Source organism: Streptococcus sp. 29887 (assembly GCF_032595075.1).
GTDB classification, from domain to species: domain Bacteria; phylum Bacillota; class Bacilli; order Lactobacillales; family Streptococcaceae; genus Streptococcus; species Streptococcus iners.
In genome coordinates, this window is record NZ_CP118735.1 from 2,035,712 (window position 1) to 2,052,244 (window position 16,533).

At 42.1% G+C, this 16,533-nt stretch carries 17 protein-coding genes and 1 pseudogene; 12 read left to right on the forward strand and 6 right to left on the reverse strand.

Annotation, left to right across the window (positions count from 1 at the left end):
• Nucleotides 1-102: 102 nt before the first annotated feature.
• Nucleotides 103-1,128, forward strand: a complete 1,026-nt coding sequence (gene adhP / locus PW252_RS09865; RefSeq protein ID WP_105124292.1) for an alcohol dehydrogenase AdhP — start codon at nucleotides 103-105, stop codon at nucleotides 1,126-1,128.
• A gap of 84 nt (nucleotides 1,129-1,212) precedes the next feature.
• On the opposite strand, the gene hisS is transcribed toward adhP, so the two are convergent.
• Nucleotides 1,213-2,493, reverse strand: coding sequence for a histidine--tRNA ligase (hisS, locus tag PW252_RS09870; RefSeq protein WP_248049488.1), 1,281 nt, complete (start codon nucleotides 2,491-2,493; stop codon nucleotides 1,213-1,215).
• A gap of 380 nt (nucleotides 2,494-2,873) precedes the next feature.
• Nucleotides 2,874-3,575 carry a hypothetical protein gene (locus tag PW252_RS09875; protein ID WP_248049486.1) on the reverse strand — a complete coding sequence of 234 codons (702 nt, stop codon included), beginning with the start codon at nucleotides 3,573-3,575 and terminating at the stop codon, nucleotides 2,874-2,876.
• 289 nt (nucleotides 3,576-3,864) lie between these two features.
• Here PW252_RS09875 and rpmF point away from each other — a divergent pair, with 289 nt between their 5' ends.
• Complete coding sequence (rpmF, locus tag PW252_RS09880) at nucleotides 3,865-4,047, forward strand: 50S ribosomal protein L32 (protein ID WP_002937589.1); 183 nt, start codon at nucleotides 3,865-3,867, stop codon at nucleotides 4,045-4,047.
• A 15-nt stretch (nucleotides 4,048-4,062) separates the two neighbouring features.
• Complete coding sequence (rpmG, locus tag PW252_RS09885; RefSeq protein ID WP_002262412.1) at nucleotides 4,063-4,212, forward strand: 50S ribosomal protein L33; 150 nt, start codon at nucleotides 4,063-4,065, stop codon at nucleotides 4,210-4,212.
• A gap of 68 nt (nucleotides 4,213-4,280) precedes the next feature.
• Here rpmG and PW252_RS09890 read toward each other — a convergent pair.
• Nucleotides 4,281-4,462 (reverse strand): annotated as a pseudogene (locus PW252_RS09890) (FanG protein).
• A 28-nt stretch (nucleotides 4,463-4,490) separates the two neighbouring features.
• Here PW252_RS09890 and PW252_RS09895 point away from each other — a divergent pair.
• Nucleotides 4,491-5,105, forward strand: a complete 615-nt coding sequence (locus PW252_RS09895; protein ID WP_105147420.1) for a CadD family cadmium resistance transporter — start codon at nucleotides 4,491-4,493, stop codon at nucleotides 5,103-5,105.
• Nucleotides 5,106-5,116: 11 nt separating this feature from the next.
• The gene (gene cadX / locus PW252_RS09900) at nucleotides 5,117-5,455 is read left to right on the forward strand and encodes a Cd(II)/Zn(II)-sensing metalloregulatory transcriptional regulator CadX (RefSeq protein WP_000711078.1); all 339 of its coding nucleotides are present in this window, start codon (nucleotides 5,117-5,119) and stop codon (nucleotides 5,453-5,455) included.
• A 294-nt stretch (nucleotides 5,456-5,749) separates the two neighbouring features.
• Here cadX and PW252_RS09905 read toward each other — a convergent pair whose 3' ends face one another.
• Together PW252_RS09905 and PW252_RS09910 are read right to left on the reverse strand one after the other, a co-directional pair.
• Complete coding sequence (locus tag PW252_RS09905) at nucleotides 5,750-6,355, reverse strand: NUDIX hydrolase (RefSeq protein ID WP_248049484.1); 606 nt, start codon at nucleotides 6,353-6,355, stop codon at nucleotides 5,750-5,752.
• A gap of 113 nt (nucleotides 6,356-6,468) precedes the next feature.
• The gene (locus PW252_RS09910; RefSeq protein ID WP_248049483.1) at nucleotides 6,469-7,998 is read right to left on the reverse strand and encodes a helicase HerA-like domain-containing protein; all 1,530 of its coding nucleotides are present in this window, start codon (nucleotides 7,996-7,998) and stop codon (nucleotides 6,469-6,471) included.
• 277 nt (nucleotides 7,999-8,275) lie between these two features.
• On the opposite strand from PW252_RS09910, the gene PW252_RS09915 reads away from it, so the two are divergent.
• The 4 genes from PW252_RS09915 (at nucleotide 8,276) to PW252_RS09930 (ending at nucleotide 11,533) form a co-directional block, all read left to right on the forward strand.
• Nucleotides 8,276-9,076 (forward strand): formate/nitrite transporter family protein, encoded by an 801-nt coding sequence (locus PW252_RS09915; RefSeq protein ID WP_248049481.1) that lies wholly within the window; start codon nucleotides 8,276-8,278, stop codon nucleotides 9,074-9,076.
• A gap of 333 nt (nucleotides 9,077-9,409) precedes the next feature.
• Nucleotides 9,410-9,736 carry a PadR family transcriptional regulator gene (locus tag PW252_RS09920; protein ID WP_105114367.1) on the forward strand — a complete coding sequence of 109 codons (327 nt, stop codon included), beginning with the start codon at nucleotides 9,410-9,412 and terminating at the stop codon, nucleotides 9,734-9,736.
• Entirely contained in the window at nucleotides 9,723-10,478 is a 756-nt protein-coding gene (locus tag PW252_RS09925) for a DUF1700 domain-containing protein (RefSeq protein WP_248049480.1), read from the forward strand. The genes PW252_RS09920 and PW252_RS09925 overlap by 14 nt, the downstream gene beginning before the upstream one ends.
• Complete coding sequence (locus tag PW252_RS09930) at nucleotides 10,475-11,533, forward strand: DUF4097 family beta strand repeat-containing protein (protein WP_248049479.1); 1,059 nt, start codon at nucleotides 10,475-10,477, stop codon at nucleotides 11,531-11,533. Before PW252_RS09925 ends, PW252_RS09930 begins: the two co-directional genes overlap by 4 nt.
• A 43-nt stretch (nucleotides 11,534-11,576) precedes the next feature.
• Here the strand turns inward: PW252_RS09930 and PW252_RS09935 are convergent, their stop codons facing one another.
• On the reverse strand, nucleotides 11,577-14,036 hold the full coding sequence (locus PW252_RS09935; protein WP_248049478.1) for a YhgE/Pip family protein: 2,460 nt from the start codon (nucleotides 14,034-14,036) through the stop codon (nucleotides 11,577-11,579).
• Between the two features lie 125 nt (nucleotides 14,037-14,161).
• On the opposite strand from PW252_RS09935, the gene PW252_RS09940 reads away from it, so the two are divergent.
• The 3 genes from PW252_RS09940 (at nucleotide 14,162) to PW252_RS09950 (ending at nucleotide 16,532) form a co-directional block, all read left to right on the forward strand.
• Nucleotides 14,162-14,692, forward strand: coding sequence for a TetR/AcrR family transcriptional regulator (locus PW252_RS09940; protein WP_105112879.1), 531 nt, complete (start codon nucleotides 14,162-14,164; stop codon nucleotides 14,690-14,692).
• An 84-nt stretch (nucleotides 14,693-14,776) separates the two neighbouring features.
• Nucleotides 14,777-15,760, forward strand: a complete 984-nt coding sequence (locus tag PW252_RS09945) for an ABC transporter ATP-binding protein (protein ID WP_248049477.1) — start codon at nucleotides 14,777-14,779, stop codon at nucleotides 15,758-15,760.
• Nucleotides 15,753-16,532, forward strand: a complete 780-nt coding sequence (locus tag PW252_RS09950; RefSeq protein ID WP_012774940.1) for an ABC transporter permease — start codon at nucleotides 15,753-15,755, stop codon at nucleotides 16,530-16,532. Before PW252_RS09945 ends, PW252_RS09950 begins: the two co-directional genes overlap by 8 nt.
• Nucleotide 16,533 lies beyond the last annotated feature (1 nt).

Below are 16,533 nucleotides of genomic sequence, written 5' to 3' on the forward strand. Positions count from 1 at the left end.
CCTGATTTACTTGCATTTTCTTGTTTTATGTGATATTATTAACAAGAAAATATCTATATTAACACATTCAAAGAATGTGCTATAATAAATAGGAGGTCTGCCATGAAAGCAGTTGTCGTTAATCCAGAATCTACTGGTGTTGTCGTTGTTGAAAAAGAACTTCGTCCACTTGAAACTGGCGAAGCTCTGGTTCAGATTGAATATTGTGGTGTCTGCCATACTGACCTACACGTTGCTCAAGGTGATTTTGGCAAGGTCCCTGGCCGTGTTCTTGGGCATGAAGGGATTGGTGTCGTTACTGAAATCGCCCCTGATGTGACCAGCTTGAAGGTCGGCGACCGTGTCAGCGTTGCTTGGTTCTTCCAAGGTTGTGGTACTTGCGAATACTGTACTACTGGCCGTGAAACCCTCTGCCGTACTGTAAAAAATGCGGGCTACTCTGTTGACGGTGGTATGGCTGAGCAATGTATCGTAACAGCTGACTATGCGGTAAAAGTTCCAGAAGGTCTTGATCCAGCTCAAGCAAGTTCTATCACTTGTGCCGGCGTTACTTGTTATAAAGCTATTAAGGAAGCACACCTAGAACCAGGTCAATGGATTGTCATTTACGGTGCTGGTGGACTAGGCAACCTTGCAGTCCAATACGCTAAGAAAGTGTTCAATGCCCACGTTATTGCTGTAGATATCAATAATGACAAATTGGAATTAGCCAAGGAAGTCGGTGCAGATGTCATCATCAATGGTCTTGAAGTGGAAGACGTGCCTGGCTATATCAAGGAAGTAACTGGTGGCGGTGCCCACTCAACTGTCGTAACGGCTGTTTCTAAGGTTGCCTTCAACCAGGCTATTGACAGCGTTCGTGCAGGTGGCTATGTCGTGGCTGTCGGACTTCCATCTGAATACATGGATCTCAGCATTGTCAAAACAGTACTAGACGGTATCAAGGTTGTCGGCTCTCTAGTTGGTACTCGTAAAGACCTAGAAGAAGCCTTCCACTTTGGTGCTATGGGCCTAGTTGTTCCAGTTGTTCAAAAACGCCCTGTAGAAGATGCAGAAGCCGTCTTTGATGAAATGGCTGCCGGTACTATCCAAGGCCGTATGGTACTTGACTTCTGCCACAGTCACTAATTTCTACTCTACTAAAATTAGAAGCGACTCAATTGTCGCTTCTTTTTTGCTTTTAGAACCAGAAAAAAGTAGCAGCCCTCGCTACTACTTCTCTAATTTTTCTAAAATACTTGCGAAATCTGTTTTTAAGATTTCCAGGCTTGTTTCAACTTGACTTCTAGTCTGGTTATTTTTTACCACAACCTGTCCGCTTTCTAGCTCGCTTCCACCAAGTGTGATAATGGTCTTGGCTCCAAAGACATCTGCGGACTTAAACTGGGCCTTGAGCTTGCGGTCCAGATAGTCGCGCTCTGCTCGGAAACCTTGCTTGCGGATAGCTTGAACCAAGTCTAGCGCTCCGCCATTGGCCTCCTGACCCAAAACTGCGATGTAGACATCCAACTGGGTGTCGAGAGGAAGGTCAATGCCTTGCTTTTCAAGGACGAGGATAAGGCGCTCAATCCCCATACCAAAGCCAAAAGCTGGCGTTTCTGGTCCGCCAAAGTAGGTCACCAATCCATCATAACGTCCACCGGCACAGATGGTCAGGTCATTGCCACCAACCTCTGTCATAAACTCAAAAATAGTGTGGTTGTAGTAGTCCAGACCGCGTACCATGTTGGTGTCAATGGTGTAAGCAATACCTAGGCTGTCCAACATAGACTTGACCGCTTCAAAGTGGGCTGTACTTTCTTCGTCCAGATAGTCCAGGATAGACGGTGCATTTTCCACAGCGACCTTGTCTTCCTTTTCCTTGGAATCCAACACACGCAGGGGATTTTCTTCCAAACGGCGTTGGCTGTCCTTAGATAGCTGGTCCTTGAGCGGTGTCAGGTAGTCAATCAAGGCCTGACGGTAGGCAGCACGGCTCTCAGGATTGCCCAGACTGTTGAGGTGGAGGCGAATGTTATTAATCCCTAACTCCTCAAAGAAGTGATAAGCCATGGCAATGGTTTCCACATCTGTTGCTGGGTTGCTAGAGCCAAAGCACTCAACACCAATCTGGTGGAACTGGCGCAGACGACCAGCTTGTGGGCGCTCGTAACGGAACATTGGACCCATGTAGTAGAACTTAGCAGGTTTTTGCACTTCTGGGGCAAAGAGCTTGTTCTCTACATAGGAGCGAACAACGGGTGCCGTGCCTTCTGGACGAAGAGTGATATGGCGGTCCCCCTTGTCATAGAAATCGTACATCTCCTTGGTCACAATATCCGTGGTGTCGCCAACTGAACGACTGATAACCTCGTAATGCTCGAAGATCGGTGTGCGAATTTCTGCATAATTGTACTGCTTGAAAATGCTGCGGGTGAAGTTTTCCACATACTGCCACTTGGCAGAATCCTGTGGTAGTAAATCCTGGGTTCCTTTTGGTTTTTGAAGTTTCATGGGCTTTCTCATTTCTCTAGAACTTTTCCTTATTTTATCATATTTTAGGCATTTTTGGAAATGGCAGAGCAGACAAAAAGGGAGTGGGAAAGAACTCGACCATTCATAGAAGAGTTCGTCAACAAGCCCTAATTTTAAGTTGTTGAGCTGAAACAGTCTATCCCCAGACTGTTTCACTCCCACCCCCGCATAGCTCCAACAGTCAGAGTAGTGACTGTTGGAGGTTGGAAATGAAGCGAACTCTGTTCGCATCAGTCGTAATGGTCAGATTTGGAGTGTAAAACACGAACAAATCTGCCAATCAACCACTGCGCTGAGATGTTGACACTAACTTTGAGAAGCGGTGCTGGGCTTGAGCCCAGCCTCCTTGTTTTAAAAAGTTATTTCTTATCCACAATCTGGAAATTCAAGTCGCTCACTTCTATCTCAACCTCAAGTTTTTCTTCGGAGTTCAGATTGAGGAGGTTTTCTAAAGCCGTTTCTGCAAAAGCCGCGACTTTTTCCTTACGTTCTGCATCATTCAAGACATCCTCACTTGTCTTGTATATGGCTTCTTGGGATTTATCATTTAAAAATTCCTGAGCCTTTTGCCCTGCAGTAAATACATCCACCGCCTTATCGACAAGACCATTGCTATTATTGCTGATTTTGATTTGACCATGCTGCTGAGAATCAACTTCGACAAGGACAGGCTGCTTGAATGTCAAGGTGTTGTTTTGAATGTGAACATCTGACTGCTCAATTCCTTCCAAGACCAGCTTGAACTCCGTCTGCACAGGAATGTCTACAGACATTTCCCGCCCAACAAAGAGCTTGGTAAGGGGCTCTGTCCAGTCTGGCCATTCCTTTAATTTATTATTTTCAAAGGTCTGAGGGGCAGTGGTTGCTACCTCAGCTCCTGCCACAACCAGCTTGCTTTCCGCTTCAAACTTCTTGATAACAAATTCATACTGAACCTTGTGGGTCCCTTGGAACCAGGCAAAAATACTATTTCTAAGCCAAAAGATACCTAGACCTAAAACCAGCAATAAGACCAAAAGGCTAGCCAATTTTTTCGCGAAAAACTTCCCAACTGTTTTCATACAGTTCTCCTTCGTATTTGAATTATCGGAACTTGTCCTACAACCATTATATATATATATATATATATATATGCCGTCAAGTATTTTTTGCATTTTTTTGACTATTTTAGCAAAGTTAGGTAAATTCTGCTCGCTAGAAGCATTTGAGGCAAAAATTTTTAAAAAAATCTGTCAAGTAACTTTACTTTACAAAAAACTTTTGTTATACTATTAAAGTTGACGAAAGTCATACGCACTATTTTAGATTGAAAAAGGGCTTGTCCCTTATATTTAACGGAGGAAGAAAGAAATGGCAGTACCTGCACGTCGCACTTCAAAAGCGAAGAAAAACAAACGTCGTACTCACTATAAAGTAGCAGCTCCAACTGTGAAATTTGATGAAACTACTGGAGATTACTCACGTTCTCACCGTGTATCTTTGAAAGGATACTACAAAGGACGTAAAATCGCTAAGGCTGCTTCAGCTGAATAATAGAAGGGAGATACCATGCGCGTAAATATTACACTTGAACACAAAGAATCTGGTGAGCGTTTGTACCTTACTTCAAAAAACAAACGTAACACTCCAGACCGTCTTCAATTGAAAAAATACTCACCAAAATTGCGTAAGCACGTGATTTTTACTGAGGTTAAGTAAGGGTTTCAGTACACGTCAATAGACGTCAAAATATTGATTTAAAGCGATTTTTGATTTTTTGAATTTCACTACATTGCAGTATAAATCAATAAGAACTCTACCTTTTTAGATGAATATATCATTTGATATTGAAGTTAAGCCCTACTATCATTTCGATGGCAGGGCTTTTTTATATTTGGTATGCTAACTTCTTATCTATATTTTGGTGGAGCTGAAGTTGACATCTACAAAGTTTAATGTTAAAATTCATTCAAAAATATATTTGAATGAGGTGTTTAATGATTCAAAATGTTGTTACTTCAATAATCCTGTATTCTGGGACAGCCGTAGACTTACTTATTATCCTAATGTTATTTTTTGCCAAAAGAAAAAGCAGAAAAGACATCATTAACATCTATTTAGGACAATTTCTAGGCTCTGTTAGTCTAATATTGCTAAGTTTGCTTTTTGCATTTGTCTTAAATTATATTCCTAGTAAAGAGATTTTAGGTTTACTCGGTTTGATTCCAATTTTCCTAGGCCTCAAAGTTTTGCTTTTAGGAGATTCTGATGGAGAAGCTATTGCAAAAGATGGTTTGCGAAAAGACAATAAAAACCTGATTTTTCTAGTCGCTATGATTACTTTTGCAAGTTGTGGCGCTGACAATATTGGTGTCTTTGTCCCATATTTTACCACCTTAAATTTAGCGAATTTGATAGTGACTTTACTTACTTTTCTAGTCATGATTTATCTCTTGGTTTTTTCTGCCCAAAAATTGGCACAAGTCCCTTCTGTTGGAGAAACTTTGGAAAAATATAGCAGATGGTTTATTGCCGTTGTCTATTTAGGATTGGGGATGTATATCCTGATTGAAAACAACAGCTTTGACATGCTATGGACTGTGTTAGGCTAGGAGAAAAAATTATGAAAAAAGATAGTATCTGTCAAGTGGATGTTATTAATCAACAAAATGTTACAACCGCAACGAACTACCTTGAAAAGGAAAAAGTCCAAAAATCACTTCGTATTTTATCAAAATTTACCGATAATAAACAGATAAATATCATCTTTTATCTCCTTGCCGTCGAAGAACTCTGTGTCTGCGATATAGCCTGTTTACTAAATCTCAGTATGGCATCTGCCTCCCACCATCTTCGTAAACTAGCCAATCAAAACATCTTGGATACTAGAAGAGAGGGGAAAATTATATATTATTTTATAAAAGATGAGGAAATCAGAGATTTTTTTAATCAACTAGGATAACAATGGATACTTACGCTGAATTAGCACCTCAACGAATGTTAGAAGCTGTGGGTATTTATCTTGATAAGATTGCTGAACTAACGCAATAACTACTCTACCATTCACTCTACCTTTTGCTAAGGAACATTACAAAAACGTTGATATATAAACGTTTCTAACAGCTAAAATAGACAATACTTAATCTTTACTGAAGTAAAATAATTGAATTGAAAAAGCACTCGAAATCATTGGTTTCAAGTGCTTTTTTTGCTTTTATCAAGCCTTCATGTCTACATTTTTAGATAAAAATCATCCTCATAGACGATCGTTCATAATCTCCACAAAACGATGGGTAAATTGGGCTGTCATGCCCCAGATATTTTCTGGAAGACCTTCGTAAAAGGGTACAGACCGTTGATGGTGACTAAAGGGATAATCAACACCCCCTCGTAAGCGGTCAAAGGGAAAATCGCAATCTGGCAGGACTTTAGAGGTCAAATCATAATATACCGGACTTGTTTGCAGTAGATAGTCTAACGGAACGATGAACAAGCGGGCTACTTCTTCATTGGGTTGGAGGGCCTGCCAATCCAGATGTAAACGACCAACATAACAACGAATGGTTGACTGGGCAAAGACCAAGTAATCAATCTCTCCCAGTAATTCCACCTGCTCAGGCTTTATATTCAGCTCTTCTACTGCTTCACGCACTGCTGCTTCCTTAGCACTTTCACCAACCTCAACCCTACCCCCTGGAAAAGATACCTCTCCTGGCTGGGAAATTCCTTCACTACGGACTTGATAAAGGACCTGCCACTGATTGTCTGACCATACTAATGGCAACAAGACAGCGTACTCGCTTTTTTGTCCCAAAGGTTGGGGCTGATAATCCTTCAAGATCATTCTACTCTTATCAATCATCTCTCTATTCCTTACTAATTAGTGATGCATATCCACTATCTTAACCAATTTCTACCAATCCTACAAGTATCTTGACCAAAAAAACTGAGAAGTTGCCTTCCCAGTTCATCATCTTACTTTCCTTTTAGCATGCCCATAATACCACGAGTCACCACGCGCCCAACTTCCCGTCCGACCTGACTCATCAGGTTCTTGGTAAAGCGATCCATCATGGAATCTGTTTTGCGACCGGCTGGCTGACTAGTTTTTTGTGCAGCTTTAGCTGCTTCTTTCTGGGCTTTCTCTTCCATTTTTGCGGCTGCCTTAGCTTCTTTTTCTGCCTGTTTTTCCGCCTCGGCCTGCTCTGCTTTTTGGATGAGTTCGGCTTCTTTGGCCTCCGTCATGGCCAAAATCTGCTCGTGGGCTGATTCACGGTTAACCGCGTCAGCATATTTTTCCATCAAAGGAGAATTATTGATAACTGACAAGAGGGCACTTGGCTCCACGGTTCCTAGCATACTTTTTGGAGGATAAACAGTCACCCGGTCCGCAAAGCTAGGTGTTCCGTCGGCTTGCAAGGTGGACACTACTGCTTCACCTACTTGCAACTCCTGAATGACCTTGGCCAAGTCCTCACTGCCTTCTTGGCGGAAGGTTTCGGCAACAGTCGCAACTGTCTTGAGCTCTTTTGGTGTGAAGGCACGAAGACCATGCTGGATACGATTACCCAACTGGGCTGCGATGCTATCAGGAATATCCGTCGGATTCTGGGTGACAAAGAAAACCCCTACACCTTTTGAACGAATCAAACGGACAATTAGCTCAATCTTTTCAAGGAGAACTTTTGGTGCGTCTTTGAAGAGAACATGAGCCTCATCAAAAAAGAAGACCATCTTAGGCTTGTCCAAATCGCCCACCTCAGGTAGGACTTCATAAAGCTCAGACAAAAGGCTGAGAAGAACCGTTGAATACAATGTCGGCTGATTAAATAGCTGAGTAGCTTGGAGAACGTTGATAACCCCACGGCCATCCTCCGTACGCATCAAGTCAGCAATATCAAGGCTTGGCTCACCGAAGAATATCTTACCACCTTGTTGCTCCAAAACAACCAGACTACGCAAGATGGCACCGACCGAACGAGCTGGAATATTTCCATAATACTGGCTCAGCTCTGCCGCATTTTCAGCCACAAAATTGAGCATAGCCCGCAGGTCCATGAGGTCAATCAAGAGCAGACCACGCTCATCTGCTACACTAAATACGATATTCAGTATAGATTCTTGAGTGTCATTCAAGCCCAAAAGGCGTGTCAACAAGACCGGTCCCAGCTCTGAAATGGTCATGCGTACAGGGGTTCCATTTTCACCCAAAACATCCCACAATTCCACAGGATAGCCAACTGGACTATAGTCAGGATAGTGGGTTTTCTCCAAACGACTTGGATCAATTTCCTTGGTATTAGCCGCAACCAAGCTATTCAAATCACCCTTGATGTCTGATAGAAAGACAGGAATACCCGCGTCACTCAACTGCTCCGCCAAGACCTTCAAGGTCACTGTCTTACCCGTACCCGTAGCACCTGCTATAATTCCATGACGGTTGAGTCGTTTGAGTTGCATCTCTGCACGCTCACGACCATAACCAAAAGCAATAACATCTGACATATACTAGCCCCATTTCTGATTTTTCTAACCTTATTGTAGCATAGTTTTTTGGAAAATAGCAGAGCAGACACCTTTCGACAGATGGAAAATCTTTTTTAGAGAGAGCAACTGACACACTCTTTTCAGGAGAATGAAATAGGTCGACCATGACCAGCACTAATTGATAACGGTTACTTGAGTTTTTTACCAAAAAACACTTACATTTTCAATCATTTTCTGTTATACTCTCTTATTGTGAGAACATTATCAAATACGTTAAAATAAAAAGGGGATTATTATGGCAGCACAACAAGATTCGCTGATTTATAATATCGACAAGAGTATCAAGAAAAAAGCCGACTTGATCGAAAGCAACTACTTTGCCTATGCTATTCGTGCAATCATGGCTAGTGTCTATCTAGCAATCGGACTGGCTATCTCTGTTTATACGGCTGACAAGCTCAATCATATTGTTGATGGCTTAGGAAAATTCAGCTACGCACTAATGTTTGGCTGGTGCTTGGTCATGATTTTGTATATGAATGCTGAGCTTGGTACTTCAAACATGATGTATATGACTTCTGCCATTCACCGCAAGGTTATCCCAACTAAGACTGCTTTGAAAATATTGGCAACATGTATTTTCTTCAACTTTGTCGGTGCGGTTATCGTCTGCTACCTCTTGTCTTTGACCTTACCATACCAACATATCGATCCACATAGCTACTTGTTAGAAGCAACCGTTGCTAAATTGGCTAAGACCCCATTGACACAGTTTGTAGAAGGTATCTTTGCTAACATCGTTGTGAATATTGCAGTGTTTGTCACTATGCGTATGAAAGACGATGCAGGTCGTGTTATCTCATTGATTTTCATCATCTTTATCTTCGCCTTCCTTGGCTTTGAGCACGTGATCGCAAACTTCTCTACCTTCTCACTTGCCTTCTTTGCAAATGGCGGACCAGTTGAAGGGATGAACCTCTTGAGCGTATTGAGCAACTTCCTCTTCTCAGGTCTTGGAAACTACGTTGGTGGTGGTCTCTTGATCGGTCTTCTCTATAGCTGGTTGAGCGATAAATCAAAACTTTACGTTGACTAATATGAATACTTGGGAGTGGGACAAAAATCGGTAACCCGCAGGGTTCGATTTTGTCGTCCCACCCCCGCACAGTTGAGTAGGGCTGTAAAAGCTGATAAAATCAGCTAATTAGAGCCCACTCAACCACTGCGTCAAGTTTAACTATTGAAAAAACAAATGAGGTCAGGACTTTTGTCCCAGCCTCATTTTTTTGACAATTTTTGCACAAATATTCTTGACAAAATATTTGTTTAGGTGTATATTTTATATATAGAAAGATTTGATATATAACAAATAACAAATATATACCAAATCTAAACCTAATCCCCCAACTATCAAGGAAAGGAGTGTCCTATGCATTTTCCAGTCCCCGCAGTGCTGACAGAATTTCTTATTATGGCTATTTTGGAATCCGATGATTCCTACGGATACGAAATCTGTCAGACCATCAAACTGATTGCCAATATCAAGGAGTCAGCCCTCTATCCCATCCTGAAAAAGCTAGAGCAGAATGACTTTTTGACCACCTACTCCCAAGAATACCAAGGCCGCATGCGCAAGTATTACAGCCTGACCCAGCTGGGCCATGAAGAACTGGTTCGGCTCAAAGATGATTGGGACACCTACACAGCAACCATCAACGGTATTATAGAAGGGAGCGTCCGCCATGACAAGAACTGAGTACATGGAGCAGTTGGAAAAACACCTGAAAAAACTACCCCACAAGGAATACTTTGAAGCCATTAACTTCTTTAATGAATACTTTGACGAGGCTGGTCCAGAACGGGAAGCAGACATTATCGAAGAACTAGGCTCACCAAAAGAAGCTGCCAGCGAACTGATTAACAATATTCTCAATAAGCAAATTCAAGAGGATAAAGAAAGAAAAGAACCGCTCCAGCTAACTTGGAAGCACTGGGCTGGACTGGGAGCCTTGAGTATGATGGGATTATTTTCCTTCTTCCTGCTCTTTATCATGGGAGAATTTATCGGATTTATTCCATTGTTTGTGACCCTTATCCTTGGAGCCTTTTTCCTCGGTCGCTACTTCCGCAATTTTAGCCAGACCAAGCGAACACTCTGGTTAGCCATCCTTGCTATTATTTCCCTACCAATCGCCATTCCTCTCCTGCTTATTCTACTAGCTAGCCTATTGGGTTTAACGGCGCTTATCGTAGCCCTCATTATCGGTGCCTTTGCTTTAGGCGTGCTACTCCTGATTAGCGGTGCCTATCTGATCTGGGAAGGTTTCACCCTCCTGTCAGAAGGATTTAACATCTTCCTCATGGGCTTTGGCTCAGGACTTTCATTGATTGGTGGAGCTATTCTCATCTACATCTTGACTGGATTTTTTGCCTACTGGTCTTGGCGCTTGGTCAAGGCTTGCTTCAAATGGATCTTGAAACGAGGTAAACGAGCATGAAAAAGAAACTAACCCTGGCCCTTATTATCGGCTTTGTCAGTCTGATTGTTGGCTTAGTTCTAGCTGGAATTGGATTTTTTACAGGAGGCATTACTGGTTTGGTAGATGTAGCTGCTCCCAAGAAAATTCACCAAACTTACACCGACCTGAATAGCATTAAAGTTGACTTTATCCCTCATAGCGTCTACATCAAAGAATCTAGTGATAGCAACTACCATGTGACCTATGCTAATTCTGACAACAATATGCAGAGCCCACTAAGTCTATCCGAAAAAGATGGGACATTAACACTTACCTCTCAAAGACGAGAGCTTAAAATCGAAGGAATTATGCAATTTTTTGGGGAACTCTTAGCCCAACGAGGTATTGATGTCAACACCGTTACCATTGAAATTCCAAAAGGAAAGACCTTGAATAAATTGGAAGGTCATAGCATAGATTTCTATTACGGTAGTATCTTCAGCATAGAGAATGTTCATATCAAAGAAATCAATCTAGAAGGTAATGTCGATCTCACCAATAGCCAGATCGACAGCGGCAAGCTATATAGCCGATCCTTTCATGTCACCAACTCTAGTCTGAAAAATCTTGACATTTCTGCAGATAATGGCGGTCGCCTTTCTGAAACCAATCTTGAAAATGTCAAGATTACGAATTACTACGAATTGAAGACTATCCAAATCAGTCTAAAAGGAAATAATAGCTTCACCCCTGCTAAGGTCGGTTCATCCACTCATACCATACTTGACTTGACAGAGCAAAGCCTACAAGACATCAATCTCAATATTAGCACGCAGTTTGATCTAATGGCACTAGCTCAAAATCAAGGCTACTACGCAGAAAATGAAAAAGAGCTAGAAGAAATGATGGGGGACCTGACCCATCTCGAAAAGCAATTTGAAACCATGGGTATTCACACTAGCGGAGTCTATGAAAAACTTTCTGTCAAAAAAGAAGACCGGAAACAAAGTTTGACCCTGGAAAACAAAAACAGTAAGAATAGCCTAACCATTGATGCCGTCAATGCAACCATAGCTTTCGAAGAATCAAAATAAATTAAGAAAACCAACTGTTCACCTAGAGCAGTTGGTTTTATTCTTATTCATCTTTTTGATTATAAATCAAGAGACCTAGTCCCATAAAGCCTACTAAGAAGAGGCTCAGTATCCAAACTTGATGACTACTATTTCCAACCATAGAAATGGTTTGACGAAGGCCTGAAACAGAATACGTCATTGGAAGATAAGGCTGAATGACTTGGAAGAAGCGTGGACTGAGTTCAATTGGATAGGTACCTGCGCTTGATCCAAGCTGTAGTAACAAGATAATTAAACTTGCGAAGGATCCGAAACGATTGTTCCAACCCACCAGGGCTGTAACGAGGGCCATGAAGGTCCAAGAAGCTAAAAGGATTAATCCCAAGGTTGCCATTGGATGAGCCGGTTCGATTCCAATCAAGCGAAGAACACCGTACAGAATCACTGCTGCTAGACTGGCAATAATACCATTGAGCAAGAGTTTTCCTTTAGCCCAATCCCAACGATTTTTGTAGGAACGATTATCAATGTGTTTGACAAAAATAACATTCGCAGATAAGGCTGCAACCATTAGGGCAACAGATACCATGTAAGGAGCCATTCCAACACCGTTGGTCTTCACATCATCTTGGTCACTGTGTTCCAAGGTGACTGGTTGAGAAACTGCTTGTGCATTTTTGTCTTCTACAGAGACGACTGATAGTTGTTGACTGGCTGAGCTGAGTGAATTCGTTAGGGTTTCACTACCTGTGCGGAGGCTAGTAATAGCACTTGTCAAGGTTTTCCCGCCACTAGCTAATTGATCCGCACCAGCAATTAATTGCTGACTACCAGAAGCCAGTTGTCCTGAACCGCTGACAAGTTGACTGGAGTTGGATGCTAAGGTTGCCAATCCTGATGTTAACTGGCCACCTCCTGATTGAATACTACTATTATTCGCAACCAACTGGGCTCCACCTGCTGCTAATTGGGCAACACCAGCGGTATAGGCTGTTACTCCAGACATGAGTTGACTCGCTCCGCCTGACAGTTGCATTTGAAGTTGACTCACACCACTCGTCAAGGTTTGAGTTCCTGGTAGAACTTGCTGGTTCAAGGCGGTGTTGACCTGATTCAAGCCACTTGATAGATTTTCAATGGCTATTGTTGCACCTGGCAATGCTTGATTGGCAGCCGCGTTGATCTGACCGACAGCTGATTGTAACTGGCTCATTTGTGTTGCCATGCCAGAAAGACTTTGTAAGCTTGATAGGGCTTGACTGAGTTGAGACAATTGATCCAAAATCGTTTGGGCTACTGTCGCTGTTGCCGAAGGTGAATTTTGGAGGGCGCCAACCAATTCAGCTTGCTGATCAGCTGTCAAGTTTTGATAGGTAGCCGTTGCTTGTAAGGCTTCGATGCTGGCTGTTTTATCAGCTTGGACTGCTGTCAACAATCCTTGAGCCTGAGCCCCCATCTCCGTCAAGAGGCTAGATAGAGTAGAGGTATCGACTGCAAATCCTCCGATACTGGATAAGCTATCGTTTAATTGGCTAATGGCCGCCTGCAACTGAGGAAGTCCAGTCAAGAGTGCTTGTATCTGACTAGACTGTTCAGCAGACAAACTGGTTGAACTAGCGAGTTGCTCCAAGCCTGCCTGCAATTGATTGGCCCCTGTTACCAGTTGTTCAACCTGACTGGCTCCTGATTGCAATTGTCCCACTCCAGCGATGAGCTGAGAGGAATTGGCATTTAATTGCTCCGCACCTGAAGCAAGACTTGCCACCCCATTTGTGTAGGTCGTTAAGCCACTGGACAGTGTTTGACTGCCTATCGCAGCCTGATTGACTCCATCTGTATAAGATACGAGACCGGTGGCCAATTGATTTGCTCCTGTCACGAGTGCTTGACCCGAAGTCGTTAAAGTAGTCAGTCCATTTGAGAGTGTTTGACTGCCTGATTCCAATTGACTGGCACCATTTGTTAATTGTTGGCTTCCATCTGCTGCCTCAACCATGCCGTTTTGAATTTCTCTCATACTATCAAAAACGGCTGTCGTGTAGGTTTCAGTAATTGTCTCTGAAACAGATGTCTTTAATTTCTCCATAGCTGATTCGCCCATCTTAGAAGCAACAAAGCTGTGACCTTTAGATGTTTGATAGGAAATCGTTAGTGGTTCAGGCTGATTCGTCAAGAGACTGGATGCTTTTTCTGATAAATCTTCTGGTAGGGTGATGACCATATAGTAGTCCCCTTCTTCCAAACCTCTTTCCGCATCCTTTTCTGATACAAAGTGGAAATCCAGACTTTGGCTCTCTTTCATATTATCCACCATATCATCACCAATGGTGAGGGTTTTAGCTTGAAAGCTCGCCGACTGGTCTTGATTGACAACTGCTACAGGCAGCTGGTCTAGTCGACCGTAAGGGTCCCACATAGAAGTTAGGAAACTAATGTTATATAAGGCTGGGACACAGGCAACACCAATAATGGTAACCAAAGTCATTGGTTTTTTGAAAATATTCTTTACTTTTTGTAACATAAGCAACTCCTTTAGACATGTTGTCCAAAAACTGATAAAATACATTATACAAGTATCATTTTCAAAATCAAGTTAGAAGAACCGTTTTTAGACACTATGTCTAAAAACGTTCAAAAGGAGAAATTATGGGAACAGATAATCGAAAAGAACGGACACGTCAGGCAATTTTAGAAGCCATGATTACTTGTCTTGAATCGCAACCTTTTAACGAAATTACAACCACACACCTGGCAAGTCAAGCCGGCATCAGCCGTTCTAGTTTTTATACACATTATAAGGATAAATATGAATTGATTGAGGCCTATCAAAAAGATTTATTTCATCAATTCGAATACATTTTTGATCGTCATGGGCAGAATAGAACACAAGTTTTTTTAGAAATTTTTCAATTACTCTATCGAGAACAACTCCTTTCTGCCTTGCTCAGTCATCATGGTACACAGGAAATTCAACAATTTCTAATCCATAAGGTCCGCATATTGATTGCAAGGGATTTGAAAGAATATTTCAAAGAACCATTATCAGAAAAGGAAAAAGAATACCGGAGTATTTATTTTTCACATGCCTTCTTCGGTATCATGCAGGTATGGATAAAAAATGGGAAGCAAGAATCACCTCAATTCATGACGGATTTTCTAATCAAAATGTTACCGTAAACATTATTTTCTGCCTTCACAACTTAAGAAATATGGTATAATAGCTATATCGTGCAAACGTTTTCTTAAAAGGAGATGAATGAAATGATTCAGGCAGAACATCTATCAAAAACCTATTCTATTATCGATAAGGAAGTGGGACTCAAAGGCTCTATCAAGGCCTTTTTCAAGCCCAAGAAAAAGGCCATTCCTGCTGTTCAAGACATTTCCTTACAGGTGAGAAAAGGAGAAATTATCGGCTATATCGGCTCCAATGGTTCCGGTAAGTCGACCACCATCAAAATGCTGACAGGTGTTCTCTATCCAGACCAGGGTTCCGTCCGCATCAATGGACTCAATCCGCAAGAAAACCGCAAAGCTGTCAACAAGCAAATCGGCGTTCTCTTTGGGCAAAAATCCCATCTGGATTGGAACTTGCCTGTCCAGGAATCTTTTATCCTTCACGCAAAAATTTATGATGTTCCAGATAAGGTATTCAAAGAGCGATTGGCTGTCTTGATTGATCTATTGGACTTGGCTGATATTATGAAGCAACCAATCCGTAATCTGTCACTCGGCCAACGGGTTCGCTGTGAATTTGCGGCTATCTTTATCCACCAGCCTGCCGTTGTTTTTTTGGACGAACCAACCATCGGCTTGGATGCCAGCGTCAAGGAGATCATTCGCTCCTTCATCCGCTATATGAATCAAGAATACCAGACCACCTTTTTGATTACTTCCCATGATATGAAGGACATCGAAAGCCTCTGTGAGCGGATTTTTATCATTGATAAGGGCAAGAAAGTCTACGATGGTTCTCTGACCGTCCTCAAAGAACGCTTTTCCACAGTCAAGACCATTCTCTTCTCAACAGAAAAACCAATTGAAAAAGCCTTGCAAGTGGATGGCTGGGAGTTTGAGCAGTTGGATGACTTCCACTTTGAAATCCATTATCAAAGCAAGGTATGGACCAGTGCCCAGGTGATTGAACAAGTCTTCAATCATTATGCCATTGAAGATGTTACCATGAAGGAATTGGAAATTGAAACCATGGTCCGCCAAATTTATGAGGAGGGTATCCATGCGTAAATATCTCTACATGACCCGCCTGACCATGATGAATGCTATGCAGTATAAGGCTTTCTTTCTGGCTACCTTCGTTTCACTGGCAGTGAAGATTTTGGTAGCTCTCTATGTCTGGAAAACCATTTTCTTCACTCAATCAGAAGTCAATGGCTTTACCCTACAAACCTTTACCACCTACATCATCTTTGCCAATCTACTAGCCAGTTTGAATTCTTTCTCACTTGGTGAAGATTTGTCCTATAGCATTTTGAAAGGGAGCATTGCGGGGGAATTTCTCAGACCCTATTCCTTTATCCTAGCCCTCTTTTTCAAAGACCTTGGAAATAAGCTCTTGGAACTGATAAAATTTGCTATCGTATTTATCGGTATCTTGCTTGTTCATCAGGATTTTTATCTACCTGATGGAAAAACTATTTTGCTCTTTCTAGTCAGCTCCATCCTAGGGATGTTTATCGTTCAATTACTGGATATGGCTTTTGGCTTCTTAGCATTTTTTACGGTCAATGCTTGGGGAGTGATGTTGCTCCGAATGGGGCTCTTCAATCTAGCCTCGGGGGCACTATTGCCACTCAGCTTCTATCCACAGGCTGTGGAAAACTTTTTGAAACTCCTTCCCTATAATTATGCAGTTAACGTTCCAGTTTCCATTTTATTGGGACAGGAAAGCGATCTAACTGCTTTGGGATTGCAAGTTATATGGATACCCATTCTAGCCTGCTTCATCGCTGCTCTTTGGTCTCAGGCCAAGCGTCGTATTGTCATTTTTGGAGGTTAAC

What these genes read in the sequence shown, in the direction of transcription:
- PW252_RS09930 (WP_248049479.1), top strand. Translation starts at nt 10,475, where the DNA reads ATGAAAAAGAAACTAACCCTGGCCCTTATTATCGGCTTTGTCAGTCTG.
- PW252_RS09935 (WP_248049478.1), bottom strand. Translation starts at nt 14,036, where the DNA reads ATGTTACAAAAAGTAAAGAATATTTTCAAAAAACCAATGACTTTGGTT.
- hisS (WP_248049488.1), bottom strand. Translation starts at nt 2,493, where the DNA reads ATGAAACTTCAAAAACCAAAAGGAACCCAGGATTTACTACCACAGGAT.
- cadX (WP_000711078.1), top strand. Translation starts at nt 5,117, where the DNA reads ATGAAAAAAGATAGTATCTGTCAAGTGGATGTTATTAATCAACAAAAT.
- PW252_RS09875 (WP_248049486.1), bottom strand. Translation starts at nt 3,575, where the DNA reads ATGAAAACAGTTGGGAAGTTTTTCGCGAAAAAATTGGCTAGCCTTTTG.
- PW252_RS09925 (WP_248049480.1), top strand. Translation starts at nt 9,723, where the DNA reads ATGACAAGAACTGAGTACATGGAGCAGTTGGAAAAACACCTGAAAAAA.
- PW252_RS09945 (WP_248049477.1), top strand. Translation starts at nt 14,777, where the DNA reads ATGATTCAGGCAGAACATCTATCAAAAACCTATTCTATTATCGATAAG.
- rpmF (WP_002937589.1), top strand. Translation starts at nt 3,865, where the DNA reads ATGGCAGTACCTGCACGTCGCACTTCAAAAGCGAAGAAAAACAAACGT.
- PW252_RS09940 (WP_105112879.1), top strand. Translation starts at nt 14,162, where the DNA reads ATGGGAACAGATAATCGAAAAGAACGGACACGTCAGGCAATTTTAGAA.
- PW252_RS09910 (WP_248049483.1), bottom strand. Translation starts at nt 7,998, where the DNA reads ATGTCAGATGTTATTGCTTTTGGTTATGGTCGTGAGCGTGCAGAGATG.
- PW252_RS09905 (WP_248049484.1), bottom strand. Translation starts at nt 6,355, where the DNA reads ATGATTGATAAGAGTAGAATGATCTTGAAGGATTATCAGCCCCAACCT.
- PW252_RS09920 (WP_105114367.1), top strand. Translation starts at nt 9,410, where the DNA reads ATGCATTTTCCAGTCCCCGCAGTGCTGACAGAATTTCTTATTATGGCT.
- adhP (WP_105124292.1), top strand. Translation starts at nt 103, where the DNA reads ATGAAAGCAGTTGTCGTTAATCCAGAATCTACTGGTGTTGTCGTTGTT.
- PW252_RS09950 (WP_012774940.1), top strand. Translation starts at nt 15,753, where the DNA reads ATGCGTAAATATCTCTACATGACCCGCCTGACCATGATGAATGCTATG.
- PW252_RS09915 (WP_248049481.1), top strand. Translation starts at nt 8,276, where the DNA reads ATGGCAGCACAACAAGATTCGCTGATTTATAATATCGACAAGAGTATC.
- PW252_RS09895 (WP_105147420.1), top strand. Translation starts at nt 4,491, where the DNA reads ATGATTCAAAATGTTGTTACTTCAATAATCCTGTATTCTGGGACAGCC.
- rpmG (WP_002262412.1), top strand. Translation starts at nt 4,063, where the DNA reads ATGCGCGTAAATATTACACTTGAACACAAAGAATCTGGTGAGCGTTTG.